The organism is Sphingomonas crusticola, assembly GCF_003391115.1.
Taxonomy (GTDB): Bacteria; Pseudomonadota; Alphaproteobacteria; order Sphingomonadales; family Sphingomonadaceae; genus Sphingomonas_I; species Sphingomonas_I crusticola.
Window position 1 is genome coordinate 2,807,375 of record NZ_QTJP01000001.1, and the last position, 16,982, is coordinate 2,824,356.

The following is a 16,982-nucleotide window of genomic DNA, read 5'->3' on the forward strand; positions in this document are numbered from 1 at the left end:
GAGGCGAACATCTTCCCTGGCATGTCTCCGGCCTATTCCCAGAAAGGGGTATTTTCAGTGTTTCAGGATGTCGGCAAAGCTCAACGTTCCATCGAATAAAGCGCGGATCGCGAGTGATGTACGCTTCTCCACGCCATAACGTTCGCGGGCGAGCTTGATATGGCGGATCACCGTCTCCTCGCTCACGTCGAGGATGCGGCTGATCTCCCAGTCGGTCTTGCCGCGTGCCGCCCACAGCACGCAGTCGCGCTGCCGGTCGGTGAGCCGCGCCGCGCCGCTGCCCTCGCGCACCCGCCACACATGGCGCGCCGCCTCGAAGGCATAATCTCCCGCCAGCTGCGCCAGCGGCAGCATGGCATCGGCCACCGGCTGCCCTTCTTCATTCGCGAACGAGCACGAGCCGAATGCCTCCCCCGGCACATTGGCCGGCACGGTGAAGCCGTCACCGATCCCTTCCACGCGCCCGCGCTCGAGCATCTGCCGGTCGCGCGGCGTCAACTTGATCAGCGCGGGGATGCGCGACCAGCGAAAGCCGATGCTCGTGCGATGGCTGGCGCGATGAACCGGATCGCTGACGCCGAGGCCATTTTTCTCATAATGCTCCGCCCACCGCGGCGGATAATTGTGGAGCCGGATCGCCGTCGCGCCTGCCGCCGTCAGATCGACATGGTGGATTATCGCGAAATATTGAAAGCCGAGATCGGCCGCGATCGCGGCCATGGCGTCCGCCAGGTCGTCGGCGTTGGCAATGGCCGCGACGAGACGGATGAACGCCTCAACCTGACCCAGGCCCATCGGTCCAACCGCCCACGGGCGGCGGATCAAGGCGCCGGTGCTCCCGCGATCGTCCTTTCCCAGCTCGGGCCATCCGACGGTGTCTCAAGCCGGCGGGCGGCGTGCAAGCGCGTACAATATGGTCACATGGCCCCTGTCGTCACGCACGAAAGTTTCCATTTTGGTCGCAATTTCCGCCAATTAGGTGGTGGTGGTCGCCGATGGCTTCCTGTCCCGACGGCACCCGGCTAGCCGATTACGAATATCTGCGCGAGCTCGATCGCGCCGGGCTGATGTGGGAATGGCTACGCCGCGATCCCGCCTATACGATCTGGTATTTGCGCGCCTCGACCGCGACACGCGGTACGATGCCGGCCCCGTCCCGCTGGCGGCTCGCTTTCGCCGAGGATCCTGCACGTCCCGCACCCGAGGCCGCTATTCTCTGGCGGGCGGAACTCGACCCGGGCGTGTTGGGGGTGATCGCTTCGCCGACCGGCGCGCGCGACCCTAACGCACTTCCCGTATCGCTCGTGCGCCGCTGGACGACGCTGGTGATGGGCGACGACGGTATCGAGCGAGCGGTCTTGTCGGACCGGCTGCACCACATCCGGCTCGACGTGGCGCAAGGCACGCTCGCCCGCGGCCCGGTGGTGCTGCATTATCTGCTGGAGGGGACGCGCGATACCAAGCCCAAGCTGCTCACGCTGCGGCGGCTGATGGCGATCTGCCTCGAACGCCAATTTCCGGCTTCGCTCTTTCCCGCTGAGCCGCGCATCGAGCGTTGGCTGGCATTGTTTCGCGTCGCCGATGCGCTGCGGGCGGGGGCGAGCCAGCGGGAGCTCGCCGAGATGCTTTACGGCCGCGCCCGGGTGCGGGCCGAGTGGACCGGCTCGTCCGACTCGTTACGATCGCGGATCAGGCGTTTGGTCGGCGAGGCCCACCATCTCGCCGGTGGCGGCTATCGCTGGCTGATGCGCCGGTCCGCGCGGTAGCGCGTAAGCCCGCGGTCCCGGTTGCAGTACCCGTTCGGCGCCTCGTGCACCTGCGGTGCACGACCGCGCTCTAGGGCTCGACGAAGCCGTCTTCGCCCCCGAGCCGGCCTCCTGCCGTCTCGGCCTTCGGTGACGATCGGCTGGCGCTTTTGCAGCGGACGCCGCGCCGGTGCGCGGCGGCGTGTCGGCGCGGCCCCGGCTGCGGGTGCGGGCGGCGCTTCCGTCTAGGCGCGTCGCCGCCGCCGGCAAGCCTGCGCTCACGCTGCGGCTCCTCCATTGCATTGCGGTCCTGCGGATGCCGCCGCCGGCTGACCCGCGCCTGTCCGTTCGCTTCTGCCGCCCACCCCCGCTGCCGGGGCCGTGCTGGGGTGGCGAGGAGGTGCGCGATGTCTTCAACCCATAAGCGGCCCGCCAAGCGTCAGGCGGGCAGAGCCACGCCCGCGCGATCCGCCGGCGCTCGAGCCGAGGCCGGCGCGGCGCCGCGCCCGAGCCTGTACGACGAGGTCACCGACCGCATCATCGCCGAGCTGGAGGGCGGGCGCGTGCCATGGGTTCAGCCGTGGGGCAGGCGCGGCGGCGCCACGGCCGCGCTGCCGCGCAATGCCGCCAGCAAGCGGCCTTATTCCGGCATCAATGTGCTGATCCTGTGGGGCGCGGTCATCGAGCGCGCTTATCCCTCGCAGGATTGGCTGACCTTCCAGCAGGCGCAGCAGCTCGGCGGCATGGTCCGCAAGGGCGAGCGCGGCACGCAGGTGGTCTTTGCCGACCGCTTCACGCCGCAAGACGAGAAGGCGCGCGCTTCCGAGCAGCATTGCGAACCCCGCACCATCCCGTTCCTCAAGCGCTTCACCCTGTTCAATGTCGCGCAATGCGAGGGATTGGGCGGCTGCGACGGCGATCCGGCGCCGCTCGCCGAACCGGCGGTGGTCGCTGTCGGCGAAGCGCTGATCCACGCCAGCGGGGTCGAATATCAGATCGGCGGCAATCGCGCTTTCTATGCGCCGATCCTCGACTTCGTGCAGGTCCCGCCGCCCTGCGCGTTCTTCGACCGCATCAACTATTACCGGACCGCGCTCCATGAACTGACTCACGCCACCGGGCACGCGACACGGCTGGGGCGCGACCTGTCGCATGCGTTCGGCAGCGCGGGCTATGCGCGCGAGGAACTGGTCGCCGAACTGGGTTCGGCCTTCCTGTGCGCCTCGCTCGGCATCGTCCCGACCGTGCGCCATTGCGATTATCTCGCCTGCTGGCTGGACCTGCTCAAGGGCGACAATCGCGCGATCTTCCGCGCCGCCAGCGCGGCGCGCAAGGCCGCCGACTGGCTGCTCGCCCGGCTGGCCGAGGCCCCGGCGGAGGCGGCGTCATGAGCGAGGCGCTGCCCCCCACCGCGCCCGCGTGCGAGCCGACCGAAGCGGGACTGCAATGGCTGATCGGCGGCATCGCCCCGATCAGCTTGGGCGACCGCCTGCGCCTGCGCGCGGCCGCGCCGCTCGAGCCCGTCCGGCCGCAGCGTCCCTGCGACATCGGCCTGTTCGACCTCAATGCGCGCGCACAACTCGACCTGTTCACCAAGCTTCCGCCCGGAGCGCCCGGCGGCTGACGCGCGGCGCGTATCGCCGCAATAAAGCCGGTCCCGCAAGGCCTTGGGAGAGGGAAGCGGGACCGGCACTCACGATGGAGTGTTGATCATGAAACTCGAATATATCCCCCTCGACAAGCTCGAAGTGAGCCGTCTCAACATGCGCGACGGCAAGCGCCCGCCCGACGTCTCAGATTTGGTGCCGACCGTGCGCACGCGCGGCATCCTGCAATGCCTGATCGTACGACCGGTCGCCGACCGCGAACTGTTCGAAATTGTCGCCGGGCGCCGCCGCTTCCATGCGGCGCAGGCGGTCGCGGCCGAAACCGCAACCGCGATGGAGGTGCCGTGCGCGATCCTCGATGGTGGCGACGATGCCGACGCGCTCGAAGCCTCGCTGATCGAGAATATCGCGCGGCTCGATCCCGACGAGGTCAGCCGGTGGGAGACCTTCACCCGGCTGGTGAAGCAAGGGCGCAGGCCGGACGAGATCGGGCTGACTTTCGGGCTGCCGGAACGCGCGGTCAGGCAGGTGCTGGCGCTCGGTAATCTGCTGCCGCGCATCCGCCAGCTCTACGCGCGAGGCGAACTGGACATGGTCGGCGTGCGTCACCTGACGATGGCGAGCAAGCGCCAGCAGCAGGACTGGCTCGCGCAGTGGGACGACCCCGATCGATATGCCCCCACCGGGCACGGGCTCAAAGCATGGCTGTTCGGCGGGCAGTCGATCCCGGCGGCGCATGCCGTGTTCGATATCGCGGCGAGCGGGCTCGCCACGGTCGCCGACCTGTTCGGGGAAGACCGCTATTTCAGCGATGTCGCCGGTTTCTGGGAGCACCAGAACGCCGCCATCGCCACGAAGCGCGAGGCCTATCTCGCCCAAGGGTGGGGCGAGGTCGTGATCGTGCCGCCGACCGAACATTTCTCCAGCTACGACCATGAGAAGCGGGCCAAGCGCAAAGGCGGGCGGGTCTATCTCGACGTGCGCGCCAATGGCGAGGTAATCGCGCACGAAGGCTATGTCAGCCGCCGCGCGGCCGAACGCGAAGCCAAGGCGGCGGCGAGCAAGGACGCGGCCAAGCCGACACGCGGCGAACTGAGCGGGCCGCTCGCCAGCTATGTCGATCTCCACCGTCACGCCGCCGCGCGCGCCGAGCTGCTCGACCATCCCGAGATCGCGCTCAGGCTGATCGTCGCGCACATCGTCGCGGGCTCGCCGCTGGTGTCGGTCAGGCCCGATCCGCAGTGCGCGCGCGACGAGGCCACCAAGAGTCTGCACGACAGCCGCGCCGAGGCGCGGTTCGCCGAGCGGCGCCGCCAAGCGCTCAAGACGCTGGGGCTCGATCCCGACGACCCGACCCTGCTGCGCCACCGTCGCGAGCCTCATGGCCTTGTCGGCTTGTTCCTGCGGCTGCTCGACATGACCGACGCCGACGTGCTGGCGCTGCTCGCGGTCTGCATGGGCGAGGCACTGGCGGTCGGCTCGGTCGCGGTCGAGGCGGTCGGGCTGACTTTGGGCGTCGACATGGCGCATTATTGGCATGCGGACGACGCCTTCTTTGCGCTCAACCGCGATAAGGAACTGCTCCATGCGCTGGTCGCCGAGGTTGCCGGTTCCAAGGTCGCCAAGGCCAACAGCCAGGAGAAGGCCAGAACGCTCAAGACCATCCTCCGCAACCATCTCGACGGCACCGACGGCCGTCCAAAGGTTGCGCATTGGGTGCCGAAATGGATGGGCTTCCCGCCCGTCGCCTACACCAAGCGCGGCGGGGTCGGGATGGTCAGCGCCCATGCCCAGCTGGCGGCGGCCAAGGCCGCAGCCGTCGACGCCGCACCTGCCCCGGAGATGCCGGGGGCGAGCGGAGCGCAGGCCGCAGCAGCGCAGGCCGCTGGCAGCGCGCTGGCGCGCGACGGAGCAGAGATCGGGCATGCAGGCGGTCCTGTGGCATTGCCGGTCGCGGCTCAGCCCGGGAGCGACATTCCGCTCGCGGCGTGATCGCGTCCGCACCTGGCCCGCGCGGAATGCTCGCGCGGGCTTCTTTTTGCCCGGCTTTATCAAGCCGGGCGGCGGGCGCGGGAACAGCGGCGCAGGGACAGGCGAAAAGGCCATCCGGCACTACGCGCCACGCCCCGAGGTGAGCCTGCGGATTTCAGGCCGCCGGCCGTCACCGCTAGGGCCCGTTGTCACGCCATACGGGTGCAAATGCGGGCAGGCCTTTTGCCGCGCCCCGCCTCGGCGACATACCATGCGCATTGCCCTGCGCCGAACATGCCGCCGCTTCACCGGCGGCGGCCATCCGTCCAACGGGCGCCGGCCTGTCTTCGGCGATTTCGACCGCTGCTGAACCGGTCCGGCACGCGCGAAACCATCGCGCGCGGCTTATTTCCCCGCCCGTGTGCCACGGGCTCCTCGCGGCCGCTACGCTGCAAATAAGCCGCGCGCTCCGGTCCTCCGCTGCGCTGCGGCCCTCGCGGGTGCGCGCGCGCCTGGCGGGACCGGTTCGCCGCGCGGCCATCGTCCGGAAACAGGTCCGGGCGACCATTCAAGGAGACTCGAAATGCCCGCCATCGGTTATGTCAGCCGCCATCAGGACGGCTTCAAGGGACAGCTCAAGACGCTCTCGATCCGTGCCGATATCGAGATCGTGCCGGCCAGCAAGTCCAGCGACGCGCAGCCCGATTACCGCGTCGCCGCCAACGGTGTCGAGGTCGGTGCCGGCTGGATCCGCCGCGGCGAAACCTCGGGCCGGGATTATGTCTCGCTGAGCTTCGCGGCGCCCGAGTTCGGCCCGCGCCGGCTCTACGCCAATCTCGGCCGCGCCGCCGGCCGGGACGATGACGACATGTTCGCCATCATCTGGAACCCGGCCGACTGAACGCCCCACCATCCCGCGCCCGCTCGGGCGCGGGATACCCTTTTCTGGGACGGTCGAATTCGCAAGGTGCCGATTCCGACCCTCCCCACGCCGCGCCGGTTGGGCGAACCGCTCGATCGCGGCGCAATCCCGCAAAGCCGTATCGCCGGAGCAGGCAGCCATGCTGTCGTTCGAAACCGCCGAGCGCGCCCAAACGGCGCGCAAGATATGCCCCTTTCTGACCGCCAAGCAGGCGGCGTTTCATCTCGGTCTCAGCGTCGGCACGCTCAAGAAGATGCGCGCCGAGGGACGCGGCCCCTTGTGCCGGCTGCACGGGCGAACCTGGCGCTATCATGTCGACGACATCGAGGCGTGGTCGGCATCGCGCGCGCGCGGCGGGGGCGATGCCTGAGCGGCGCACGAGCGGCGCGTGGGCGCTGCTGTCCGGCGCGCTCGCGCTGGCGGCGCTCGCGGCGCCAGCCGCGCGTCCGCTGCTCGTCTGGAACGTCAGCCGGAGTGCGCCGCTTGGGCTTTACGTCGTCGCCGCGCCGCGCGCGATCGCGCGCGGCGACATGGTGATCGCGCGGCTGCCGGCCCGGTTCGCGCGGCTGGCAGCGGCGCGCCGCTACCTGCCGCTCGGCGTGCCGCTGGTGAAGCGGATCGCGGCGGTGCCGGGCGACCGGATCTGTACGCGCGGCGAGCGCCTCATTCTGCCAGGCCAGCCGCCGGTCGCGCGCCTGCGGCGGGACCGTGCCGGCCGGCCGATGCCGCTTTGGCGTGGCTGCGGCCAACTCGCGCGCGACCGCTATCTGCTGGTGATGGCGGACGTGCCCGGTTCTTTCGACGGGCGCTATTTTGGCCCGAGCGATGTCGGCGACATCCTCGGCGAGGCACAGCTGACATGGCCGCGCTGAGGCATGTCGTCGTGGTGGTGATATTCGCGGCGGGCGCGGTCGCGGCGCGCGCAGAGGGCCCGCCGAGGTGGCGGGCCTTCATCCAGGAGGCCGCCGCGCGCACGCGGATCCCGGCCGACTGGATCGGCCGCGTAATGCGTGTCGAAAGCGCGGGCCGAACCCTAGTCGGCGGACGGCCGATCACCAGCCGGGCAGGCGCGATGGGGCTGATGCAGCTGATGCCCGCGACCTGGGTGGAGATGCGCGCGCGGATGCGGCTTGGCCGTGACCCGTATGATCCGCGCGACAATATCCTCGCCGGCGCCGGCTTCCTCAGGATGATGTATGACCGCTTCGGTTATCCGGGCCTGTTCGGCGCCTATAATGCCGGGCCGGACCGCTATCGCGCGCACCTTTTGGGGGCGCCGCTGCCGGCAGAGACCAGCGCCTATATTGCCCAGATTGTTGAATCCGGCGCGGCGGGGCGGCCAGCCAATCGACCGTTAGGAACCAGGATCGAGCCGTCGCCGAGACGGACCCTGTTCGTGGCGCTCGACGGTCATACGCCAGCCGATGGTCCGGTCGAACGCATCCAGCCGGCATTGTTCGCGATTCGCCATGATGTCGCGGCGGAGCGTGTGCCGGCGGTGCCGGGGCAGGGTGGGGAATAGGACTTTCTGCAGGTCCCAGGATGGCCGGCACCGGCGCGGCTCTCAAGGCCGGCGGCCCCTCCAATTTGCTGCGCAAATCGGTTCCTCCGCCGCCGCTGGCGCGGCGCCTGCGCTGCGCTGCGGCGGCCCTGACAGCCGCGCCGGTGCCCGCCGACGACATGCTGTTCCCAAGGTCGGGAACGAAGCTTTCAAAGGAGCATGCCGCTATGGATATCACGACCCTTCAAGCCGCCGCGCACGACCCGCTTCCGGCGCTGATCGCCAGTCTTGCCACCGACATGGCATGCGGGATCGACGCCGCGTCCGCCGAGCGGATCGTGGCCGGGGAGGTGGCCGATTTTCACTGGGACGCGCGCATCGATGCGCGCCTGCTCGGTATCGCCGAGCCGTTGGACGAGGAGGACGGCGAGCACGAAGTCTGGCTCGTACTCGGTTATCTCGCGGGATGTTGGTTTGTCGCGAGGATCGGACTTGATCGGGAGGGCAAACCGGCATTTCTGAGCGGCAGGCAGCGGCTGGAAAGCGCCTGGGATGCCTATGAGGCGTTCGAGCAGCCGCGATAGTGACGGTTTTTCGGGCACGGCGCGGGGCTGGTCTCGCGCCGTGTTGATTTTCGGGATGCGGCGGTTCGCCGTGGGGGAGGGCAGGTCGAGCGACGCGAAAGGCGAGCAAAGGCGGGCGAAGGCAAGATAAAGCTGCGGCACCGGTGGCGCTGCAAGCCCTTGTCTGCACATCCTTTTTCCAACTGCGGGGAGGCACTGGCTCCGCTCCGACAGTGCCGCGGCTGCCGGTTTTTGGCGGACCGTCGTGGGTTTGCCGGCACCGCTTTTGTTGGATCGCAAGTCGGATCATGGTGACGGCGCAATCGTGTGCGGATCCACCGATGACGAGCGAGAACGAATTCGAGCCGCGGCTCGGCCGCATGCGCAAAAACGGCGGCGCGGCGCGCACCCGCCGCTATACCGGGCGGGTCCTCGCTGCGGCCAATCTTGCTCGCGGCGGACCACTGCTAGTAAACAGTTCAGCTAACGGTTTTAGCGGCAGCCGGATGGGGCGCGGCGCCGGTGTCGGCCGGCTACTCGCGCGACGCGGCACGGCGGGTCTGTTGGGAAGCCGCCGCGTCGTCATTAAGGCCAGCATCGTCCGGCTCGCCGGCAAGGGCGCTGCGGGTGCGGCGGCGCACCTGCGCTACCTCGAGCGCGACGGCACCACGCGCACCAGCGAACGCGGTACCTTGTACGGGGCCGAATCTGATGCGGCCGATCGCCGGGCATTTCAGGAGCGGACAGAAGGCGATCGTCATCAGTTCCGCTTTATCGTCTCGGCCGAGGACGGTGCTGAATTTGAGGATCTGAAACCGCTGACGCGGCGGCTGATGGCGCGGGCCGAGGAAGATCTCGGCACCAGGCTCGATTGGGTTGCGGTGGACCATTTCGACACCGGCCATCCCCACACGCACATCATCATGCGCGGCAAGGATGACCGCGGCGCCGACCTCGTCATCGCGCGTGAATATCTCACCACGGGCATGCGAAGGCGCGCGAGCGAGCTGCTCGATCTCGATCTGGGACCGCGCTCATCGCGGGAAATCGAGGCTAGTCGGCGCGCCGAGATCGAGCAGGAAAGACTAACCTCGCTCGACCGCGCTTTGCTGCACGACGCAGACCGCGATTGCATCGTGTCGGCCGCCGCCGGGGACGCCTCCGAGCAGGCCATCCGCACGGGACGGCTCGCCAAGCTCGGACGGCTGGGCCTCGCCGAGCCGATCAGAGGCGGGCAGTGGCGGCTAGCGGACGGCGTGGAAGACACGCTGCGGCGGATGGGCGAACGCGGCGACATCATTCGTACGATGCAGCGCGAATTCACACGCCGCGGGATCACACGCGCACAGGCCGACCAGGCGATCTATGATCCGGCGGCGGGTGACACCTGCCCGCTGGTGGGCCGCGTGGTAGGACGCGGCCTTGCCGACGAACATGGCGATCGCCATTATCTGATCGTCGACGGCATCGACGGCCGCAGCCATTTCGTTGGTATCGGCAGGGGCGCCAGCCTCGACACGATGCTTGAGGGTGCGGTGGTTCGGATCGAGCCGCTTCGCGCCGAGGTGCGGGAGGCCGATCGGACGATCGCGGCGGTCGCTGCGGCCAATGGCGGACGTTACGATATCGACGCCCATCTACGCCATGATCCGAGCGCGACGCAGGACTATGCCGAGGCGCACGTCCAGCGGCTCGAAGCGATGCGCCGGCTGAGCGGGGGCGCGACCCGCGAGCCCTCCGGGCAATGGATCATCTCGACCGATCATCTTGAACGCGCCGCCGCGCATGAGGCCAGAATGGTGCGCGACCGGCCGGTGGCGATCGCGTTACTATCCTCCCGGCCGCTGGCCCAGCTAATTGACGCCGATGCTGCGACTTGGCTCGATCGTGACCTTCTTTCGACCGAACCGGTGGTCACGCGCGATACGGGGTTCGGGACTGAGGTTCGCGATGCGCTTGAGCGTCGTCGGCAATGGCTCGTCACCCACCAATTTGCCGAAGAAGTCGGCGCGCGGACCAGCTACCGGCCCGACCTGCTCGCAACCCTCCAGCGCCGCGAACTCTTACGCGTCGCCGGGCAGCTTTCTGGAGAGCTATATCTTTCCTTTGCCGAGGTCGCACCCGGCGTGCGCATCGATGGCATATTGCGGCGACGTGTTGACTTGGTCAGCGGGCGATTCGCGCTTGTCGAGATGTCGCGCGAATTCACGCTCGTGCCATGGCGCCCGGCGCTGCAGCCGCAGATCGGTAAGCAGGTAACCGGCACCGTGCGCCGCGATGGTGTGAGCTGGTCGATCCGGGGCCGGCAGGGCCCAATCATTTCCTAGGGCCGGATGCTACCTGGGCGAGTACCCCGCACGATTTTGAAATAGGGCTGTTGTATCGTTCATCGCCTCCCGAGGCATGCTGGGGTGGCGGCTGCACACGGGCTTCGTGTCCTCAGATGCGACACAACGGTAACTGGCTGGAAACTGGGCAACCGCGGCTGGGCGGCTCGCTGGGGGACGATCCGGCCCGCTACATAGACAATTCCCCTTATTATCACGCCGACCGCATCCACACGCCGCTGCTGATCCTCGAGGGTACAAACGACTTTGCCGGATTTATCGAGGGGCCGAAGATGTTCGCCGCGCTGCGCAGGTTAGACCGAACCGTCGAGCTGGCGCTATACGATGGCGCCGGTCACTCGCCTTCCAATTTCAAGGCATCGCAGGCGCAGGATCAGGCTATGCGAACGCTGGCCTTCTTAGAGAGGTATATGCCCACCAAAGGTTCGAAGCAGACGGTAACAGATCGCAGAACGCCTCCCTAGCGTTGGCGAGCGGCCTTTCAGGCGGGTGAACCTACGGTATGCTCTAATCGTCACGGCAGCCTGATCAGGCGGACGACCGCTTGGAATCTCTACGTCCACCCAAGGCTTTTTGGCAAACGGAGCGCGTTCCAGCTAGTAGCCCAGCGGCAGGCGCGGCCGCCGCAGCGACCAAAAAAAGCCGCCAATCGCCACGGGACGACCAATATTCTATTTGTCCAGCGGCGAAAAGCCGTGATTAGAGGCGATGACTAGCTGAACGTCTCGAGCGCCACAGTCCATGCTCTTGCCTGCCCGCTCAATGAGCATCCTAGTCCTGACCGATCAGGCACGATCATGCGTCCCTCGCGAGTTTCCAATTTTTCGTTGAACAACGGATCGAGCCAGTCGAAATGCTCGACCCAGGCATTGTGCGGATAAGCGGCGGCCAGGTGGACGTGGATCTCCATCGCGAAGTGCGGCGCCATCGCAAGATGCGCCTGATCGCCCATTGCCATGATCTTGAGGAATTGCGTGATCCCGCCGACGCGCGCGGCATCGGGCTGGATGAAGTCGACCGAACGGTGACGGATCAGCTCCCAATGTTCGGCGACGCTGGTCAGCATCTCACCGGTCGCTATTGGGGTGTCGAGTGCCGCGGCGAGCTGCGCATGGCCTTCCGCGTCATAGGCGTCGAGCGGTTCCTCGATCCACACTAAGCCAAAGCTTTCGAGGCTGCGGCCGACACGGAGCGCGGTCGGGCGATCCCATTGCTGGTTGGCATCAACCATCAGCGGCACGCGGCCATCGATATGCTTGTGGATAGCCCCGACGCGCCGCAGGTCGATCGCCGGGTCCGGCTGGCCGACCTTGATCTTGATGCCGCCGATACCGGCTGCGATCGCCTTGTCGATATTGTCGAGGATCTGCTCGACTCGCGCATTGAGGAAGCCGCCCGACGTATTGTAGCAAGGCACGGCATCGCGATGCGCGCCGAGCAGCTTGGCGAGCGGCAGCCCCGCCCGCTTTGCCTTCATGTCCCACAAGGCGATGTCCATCGCGGCGATCGCCTGCGTGGCGAGCCCGCTCCGCCCGACCGACGCGCCGGCCCAGACCAGCTTGGTCCAGGCCTTGGCGATGTCGTTGGGATCCTCACCGATCAAAGCCGGCGCGACCTCCCTGGCATGAGCGTAAAGGCCGAGACCGCCAGCGCGCTTCGAATAGCTGAAGCCAATGCCCTTGTGCCCGTCGCGGCTCTCGATCTCGGCGAATAGGCATGCGACTTCGCTAAGCGGCTTCTGACGGCCGGTAAGAACCTTGGCATCGCTTACCGGCACGGCGAGCGGCAGGAATGCCAGCGACAGGGTGACCGCGGTGATGCGGTCCCCGGTCGCGGGCAGTTCAGAGGAGATCATGCTGCTCCTGCGCGCTCAGCCGACGATACTGCTCGCTACCGTCGACGATCGGCGGCGCCCACGGGAAGTCGAGCGTCGGCTGGTTGGCGAAGCGCTGCATTCGCACCGACAGCCGCGCGCCAGCGCCGGGCGCGAGCCGGACCGTGAAGAAGCGCTGACTGACCGGCTGCGTGCTCTTACCGTCCGACACCGAGACGATCTGGTGCTCGCCATAAGCGCCGCCCTGGATGACGACGGTGCGGCCTTCGCTCTGGTTGGTATTGACTAAGGTCAAAGTCGAACCGTCGGCGGCGAGGGTCTCGACCAGAGCCGCGACGTCCTGCGGGATACCCGCACGCCGCGCGACCGGATCGAAGTAGCGGAAGCGCGTGAACTGCAGCGCGCCGCCGACGCCCGGTGACAGGCGCGACCAGCCCGGACGGCCGATATGGATGCCGCCCTCCATCAGCTCGATCAAGGCGGTGACGCTGGCCGGATTCTGATCCATCATCGTGTCGGCGAAGCGCGTGTCGGGCGTGGTCTGATCGGACAGCAAGGCGGCGTGCGCATTACGGATCCGCTCGAGCGCGGAACGCAGCGCGACCTGCGGATATCCCGGGTTCTTGCCCTCGATGAAGGACAGCCACGGATTGTCCGGCGCGCGCGCACGGTCCGACGGTTTCATGGTGAGATAATAGATGTCCTGGCTGCCGATCAGCCACTTGCCGGGCTTGTACGAATACCAGCCGTTGTCCCCATACATGGTCGGCGCCGACAACTTGCCGTCGATCACCTTGGCGTTGGCATTGATGTGATCGGTCATGCGCCGCCAGACGTCGAGATATTTGTCATCGCCGGTGATCATATAGGCATTGAGGAAGCCGAGCAGGCAGAAGGGAATACGGTTGCGATCATCGCGCTTGCCGGTCTGCGGCACGACCGGGCTGAACGCCCAGCCATAGACACCGCCATACCATTTGCCGCCGGCCTCGCCCCCAATCGTGCCGTCATAGCCGATATTGGTCGGGATCATGTCGTTGTTGCGGCGCGCGCGATCGACCCAAGCATCGACATATTCGATGATCCAGTCGCGATATTTGGGCTCATGTTCGAGCATATAGGCGTTCAGGGCGAGCCCGGTCGCTTCGAGGTTGAGCGGATTGTCCCCGGTCGTGTCGTTATAATCTTTGAAGTGGGCGACCATCTGCTCGTAGCTGTGCTCGCCGTGGAGCAGCGAATTCTGGTCGACGCCGGAGGTGTCGATCGGATCGCCCGCCCAGTCCAGCCCCGTCGCCTTGCGCATTAGCGGCCCGCGGCTGCCATTGAACATGCTGCGGATGATCTTGTGCTGCTTGTCATAATTGGGCGCGGAGGCATCCTCGCCGATGTAGAAGCCGGCAAAGCGCCGGACGCGATCGCGGTAGCGTTTGTTGTAAGGGTCGCCGAGCCCCATATTGTTGAAGACGGTCAGCCCCTCACCATTGTGCTGCCAGTCCATCATGACCGGGAATTCGCGGAAATACATGCCATCGCGTGCGAACGGCACCTCGGTGGTGTGCGCCAGCGTATATTGGCGGACATGGCCCTCATAGGCCTTCTCATACATCTGGCGGACGCGCTCGGACGCTCCGAGCGCATAGAGCTGGGGCCAGTCGTTGACGTTCTCGATCGCGTCGTCCGGGCCGTCGTCGCCGCCCCAGCGTTCATGTTCGAGCAGGAAGCCGCGCTCGTCGAAATAGCGATCGAAGAAGGCTTCGCACGCGGCGGTGTGCGCATCGAGCACGGCACGTTCGAGCAATGCCCATTCGGGCGGTGCCATCGGCACCGCCAGTTCGAAGATCGGACGATCCGCCGCGGGCAGGGCGGCAAGCGCCTTGGGAGCGGCGAAAGCGCCGGCAGCCAGCGCGGAACCGGCCATCAGGAAGCTTCTGCGGGACGTGTTCATGCAATCCTCTCCGATAGGTGCGACTGTTCAGGCCGCGGGCGTTGCCGGCCGCAGTTCCAGTCGCTCGATTTTTTGGGTGATCACGAAATAAGCGAAGATGGTGAGCAGGCAGTGGGCGCCGACGAAGATCAACGCGCCATCGAACGAGCCGGTCGCCTTGACGATATAACCGACCACAATCGGCATCACGATGCCGGCGGTATTGCCAGCCATGTTGAAAATGCCGCCAGTTACGCCGAGCAATTGCTTGGGCGAGGTATCGGCGATCACTGCCCAGCCGAGCGACGCGACGCCTTTGCCGAAGAAGGCCGCGGTCATCACCACGATCACCATCACCTGGCTGTCGACATAATTGGCGGCGACGATGACCATCGCCAGCAGCATGCCGAGCAGCAAAGGTGTCTTGCGCGCGAACGTCAGCGAGCCGGTGCGCCGCAGCAGCAGATCCGAAATGACGCCGCCCAGCACGCCGCCGATGAAGCCGAAGATGGCCGGGACCGCCGAGACGAAGCCGGCCTGCAGGATCGACATATGACGCTGCTGGACGAGGTAGATCGGAAACCAGGTCGCGAAGAAATAGGTCAGAACGTTGATGCAATATTGGCCGAGATAGATGCCGAGCAGCATGCGGTTGGCCAGCACCTGGCGGACATTGTGCCAGGTGAACTGGCTTGGCCCCGCGCCCCGCGTCTCTTCCATGTCGACCAGGCCGCCGCCGGCTTCGATCACGTTCAACTCGGCCGGATTGACGCCCTTGTGGTGGCGCGGGGAGCGCACGACGCTGGCGAAAACCGCCGCTGCCAGGAGCCCAAGGCCGCCCATCACGTAGAAGACCGATTCCCAGCCGAAGTCGTGGACCAACCAGCCCATCAGCGGGGCGAAAGCGACCAGGGAGAAATATTGCGCGGCGTTGAAGATCGCCGACGCAGTGCCGCGCTCGGCCGTTGGAAACCACGCGGCGACGATCCGCGCATTTGCAGGAAAACAGGGGGCTTCGGCCGCCCCCATCAGGAAGCGCAGCCCGAACAGCATCACTGCTGCCGAGAGGCCGGTCAGAAAACCCGCCGCCCCCTGCAGCAATGTGAATAACGACCACAGCAGCAGCGCCGCGATATAGACCAGCTTCGAGCCGTAGCGATCGAGCAGCAAGCCTCCCGGAATCTGCGCCAGCACATAAGCGAAGGCGAAGGAGGACAAGGCATAGCCCATCGCCACCGGGCTCATCGCAAGCTGTTTGGCTATCGCCGGGCCGGTCATCGCCAGCGTCGCGCGATCAGCGTAGCTGATCGATGTGATAACGAACAGGAGCAGCAGGATCAGATAGCGGACGTGGGTCGCCTTCGATCCGGCCCTGGCGGTTGCCATCTGCATCCCTCTCCTTCCCCGGGGCCCCGCTCTTGCGGTTGCCTCATTCAGTCCGGGTATCGATTGGCCATGATGACCACGCAATTCCCGCCGGACGTTCGCCCGGTATTCGTTGTCGTGGCGACGGACGATGCAGTCAGCGCCACTTGCTCGAGTGGATAAGCGGCGCGCCGTCGGAGGTCTAAGTCTATTGCTCTATCGATCGATCCAGTCTGGATATCGATCAAGGCCACTCAGGCCCGTCCAAGCTCATTCTCCAACATCGCGACAAGCGGCCGCAATGCGGGATTATCATTGTCGGTTCGCCACACTGCGAACAGTTCGACGGGGTTCGCCGGTGTGGTGCCGAGCGGCCGGAAGGCGACGTCCTCCAGATGAAGACTGGTCGCCGCCTCGGGGACGACGGCCGCACCGATGCCGGCGCGGACCAGGCCGAGCATCGAGTGGATCTGACTGAGGTTCTGCACGACAGTCGGCACAACCTGGGCCGACTCGAACATCAGGTTCAGCATATCGAAGAAATATTTGGCGCCCTCATGCGCATACATGATGAACGGCTGCTGGTGGAAATCGTCCAGCGCCAGAACCGCCTTGGCGACCCGTGCATCGCCCGACGGCAATGCCGCCACCAGCGGTTCGACCAGCACGCGCAGGGTTGCGAATTCGACGCGGTCGATCGGCGGGCGCAGCAGACCCATGTCGATGCGGCCCGATAAAAGCGCCTCGATCTGGTCGCCGCTGACCATCTCTTTCAACTGGATGGTGATGTTGGGCAACCGCGCGCGGCACAAAGTGATCAGGCGCGGCAGATAGGAATAGCCGGAGGCGGCGGTGAAGCCGATCGTGATGGTCCCCGCTTCGCCCGACGCAACGCGGCGCGTGGCCAGCGCGGCGCTTTCCGACAAACGCAGAATGCGGCGTGCCTCGAGCAGGAAGACGCGGCCGGCCGAGGTCAGCGCCACATTGCGGCTGCTGCGTTCGAACAGGCGTACGCCGAGCGCATGTTCCAGCAATTGGATCTGCCGGCTCAGCGGGGGCTGCGTCATGTTGAGCCGCCGCGCAGCGCGGCCGAAATGAAGTTCGTCCGCCGCCGCCACGAAGCAGCGCAGCTGCCTCAGCTCGAACAAGAAACCCGCCATTGCACGGAGCTACATCCTTCCCGCAGAGAAGGGTAGCTGTGT

At 66.6% G+C, this 16,982-nt stretch carries 16 protein-coding genes; 11 read left to right on the top strand and 5 right to left on the bottom strand.

Annotated elements, in window-relative coordinates:
- Nucleotides 1-54 precede the first annotated feature (54 nt).
- Complete coding sequence (locus tag DX905_RS13380; protein WP_240320847.1) at nt 55-825, bottom strand: LuxR family transcriptional regulator; 771 nt, start codon at nt 823-825, stop codon at nt 55-57.
- 170 nt (nt 826-995) lie between these two features.
- Here DX905_RS13380 and DX905_RS13385 point away from each other — a divergent pair, with 170 nt between their 5' ends.
- The 11 genes from DX905_RS13385 (at nt 996) to DX905_RS13430 (ending at nt 11,121) form a co-directional block, all read left to right on the top strand.
- Nucleotides 996-1,766, top strand: a complete 771-nt coding sequence (locus DX905_RS13385; RefSeq protein WP_116091793.1) for a DNA -binding domain-containing protein — start codon at nt 996-998, stop codon at nt 1,764-1,766.
- A gap of 386 nt (nt 1,767-2,152) precedes the next feature.
- Nucleotides 2,153-3,136 carry an ArdC family protein gene (locus tag DX905_RS13390; protein ID WP_162875627.1) on the top strand — a complete coding sequence of 328 codons (984 nt, stop codon included), beginning with the start codon at nt 2,153-2,155 and terminating at the stop codon, nt 3,134-3,136.
- Nucleotides 3,133-3,369: a hypothetical protein gene (locus tag DX905_RS16115; protein WP_162875628.1), complete on the top strand. Its 237-nt coding sequence runs from the start codon at nt 3,133-3,135 to the stop codon at nt 3,367-3,369. Before DX905_RS13390 ends, DX905_RS16115 begins: the two co-directional genes overlap by 4 nt.
- An 88-nt stretch (nt 3,370-3,457) precedes the next feature.
- A complete protein-coding gene (locus tag DX905_RS13395; protein WP_116092553.1) occupies nt 3,458-5,344 on the top strand; it encodes a ParB/RepB/Spo0J family partition protein in 1,887 nt (628 codons plus the stop codon).
- 562 nt (nt 5,345-5,906) lie between these two features.
- Nucleotides 5,907-6,224 (top strand): DUF736 domain-containing protein, encoded by a 318-nt coding sequence (locus tag DX905_RS13400; protein WP_116091794.1) that lies wholly within the window; start codon nt 5,907-5,909, stop codon nt 6,222-6,224.
- 160 nt (nt 6,225-6,384) lie between these two features.
- Complete coding sequence (locus DX905_RS13405) at nt 6,385-6,615, top strand: helix-turn-helix transcriptional regulator (RefSeq protein ID WP_116091795.1); 231 nt, start codon at nt 6,385-6,387, stop codon at nt 6,613-6,615.
- Nucleotides 6,608-7,117, top strand: a complete 510-nt coding sequence (locus DX905_RS13410; protein ID WP_240320848.1) for a S26 family signal peptidase — start codon at nt 6,608-6,610, stop codon at nt 7,115-7,117. Before DX905_RS13405 ends, DX905_RS13410 begins: the two co-directional genes overlap by 8 nt.
- Nucleotides 7,105-7,767: a lytic transglycosylase domain-containing protein gene (locus DX905_RS13415; RefSeq protein WP_116091796.1), complete on the top strand. Its 663-nt coding sequence runs from the start codon at nt 7,105-7,107 to the stop codon at nt 7,765-7,767. Before DX905_RS13410 ends, DX905_RS13415 begins: the two co-directional genes overlap by 13 nt.
- A gap of 20 nt (nt 7,768-7,787) precedes the next feature.
- Nucleotides 7,788-8,330 (top strand): hypothetical protein, encoded by a 543-nt coding sequence (locus tag DX905_RS13420; RefSeq protein WP_116091797.1) that lies wholly within the window; start codon nt 7,788-7,790, stop codon nt 8,328-8,330.
- A gap of 320 nt (nt 8,331-8,650) precedes the next feature.
- The gene (rlxS, locus tag DX905_RS13425; RefSeq protein WP_116092555.1) at nt 8,651-10,636 is read left to right on the top strand and encodes a relaxase/mobilization nuclease RlxS; all 1,986 of its coding nucleotides are present in this window, start codon (nt 8,651-8,653) and stop codon (nt 10,634-10,636) included.
- Nucleotides 10,637-10,752: 116 nt separating this feature from the next.
- Nucleotides 10,753-11,121, top strand: coding sequence for an alpha/beta hydrolase family protein (locus DX905_RS13430; protein WP_116091798.1), 369 nt, complete (start codon nt 10,753-10,755; stop codon nt 11,119-11,121).
- Between the two features lie 248 nt (nt 11,122-11,369).
- Here DX905_RS13430 and DX905_RS13435 read toward each other — a convergent pair whose 3' ends face one another.
- From DX905_RS13435 to DX905_RS13450, 4 genes are all read right to left on the bottom strand, one after another.
- Nucleotides 11,370-12,512 carry an L-talarate/galactarate dehydratase gene (locus DX905_RS13435; RefSeq protein WP_116091799.1) on the bottom strand — a complete coding sequence of 381 codons (1,143 nt, stop codon included), beginning with the start codon at nt 12,510-12,512 and terminating at the stop codon, nt 11,370-11,372.
- Nucleotides 12,499-14,436, bottom strand: coding sequence for a DUF8034 domain-containing protein (locus DX905_RS13440; protein ID WP_205412259.1), 1,938 nt, complete (start codon nt 14,434-14,436; stop codon nt 12,499-12,501). Before DX905_RS13440 ends, DX905_RS13435 begins: the two co-directional genes overlap by 14 nt.
- Before the next feature lie 27 nt (nt 14,437-14,463).
- Entirely contained in the window at nt 14,464-15,801 is a 1,338-nt protein-coding gene (locus DX905_RS13445; protein WP_116091800.1) for an MFS transporter, read from the bottom strand.
- Nucleotides 15,802-16,034: 233 nt separating this feature from the next.
- Nucleotides 16,035-16,928 carry a LysR family transcriptional regulator gene (locus DX905_RS13450; RefSeq protein ID WP_116092556.1) on the bottom strand — a complete coding sequence of 298 codons (894 nt, stop codon included), beginning with the start codon at nt 16,926-16,928 and terminating at the stop codon, nt 16,035-16,037.
- Between the last annotated feature and the right edge of the window lie 54 nt (nt 16,929-16,982).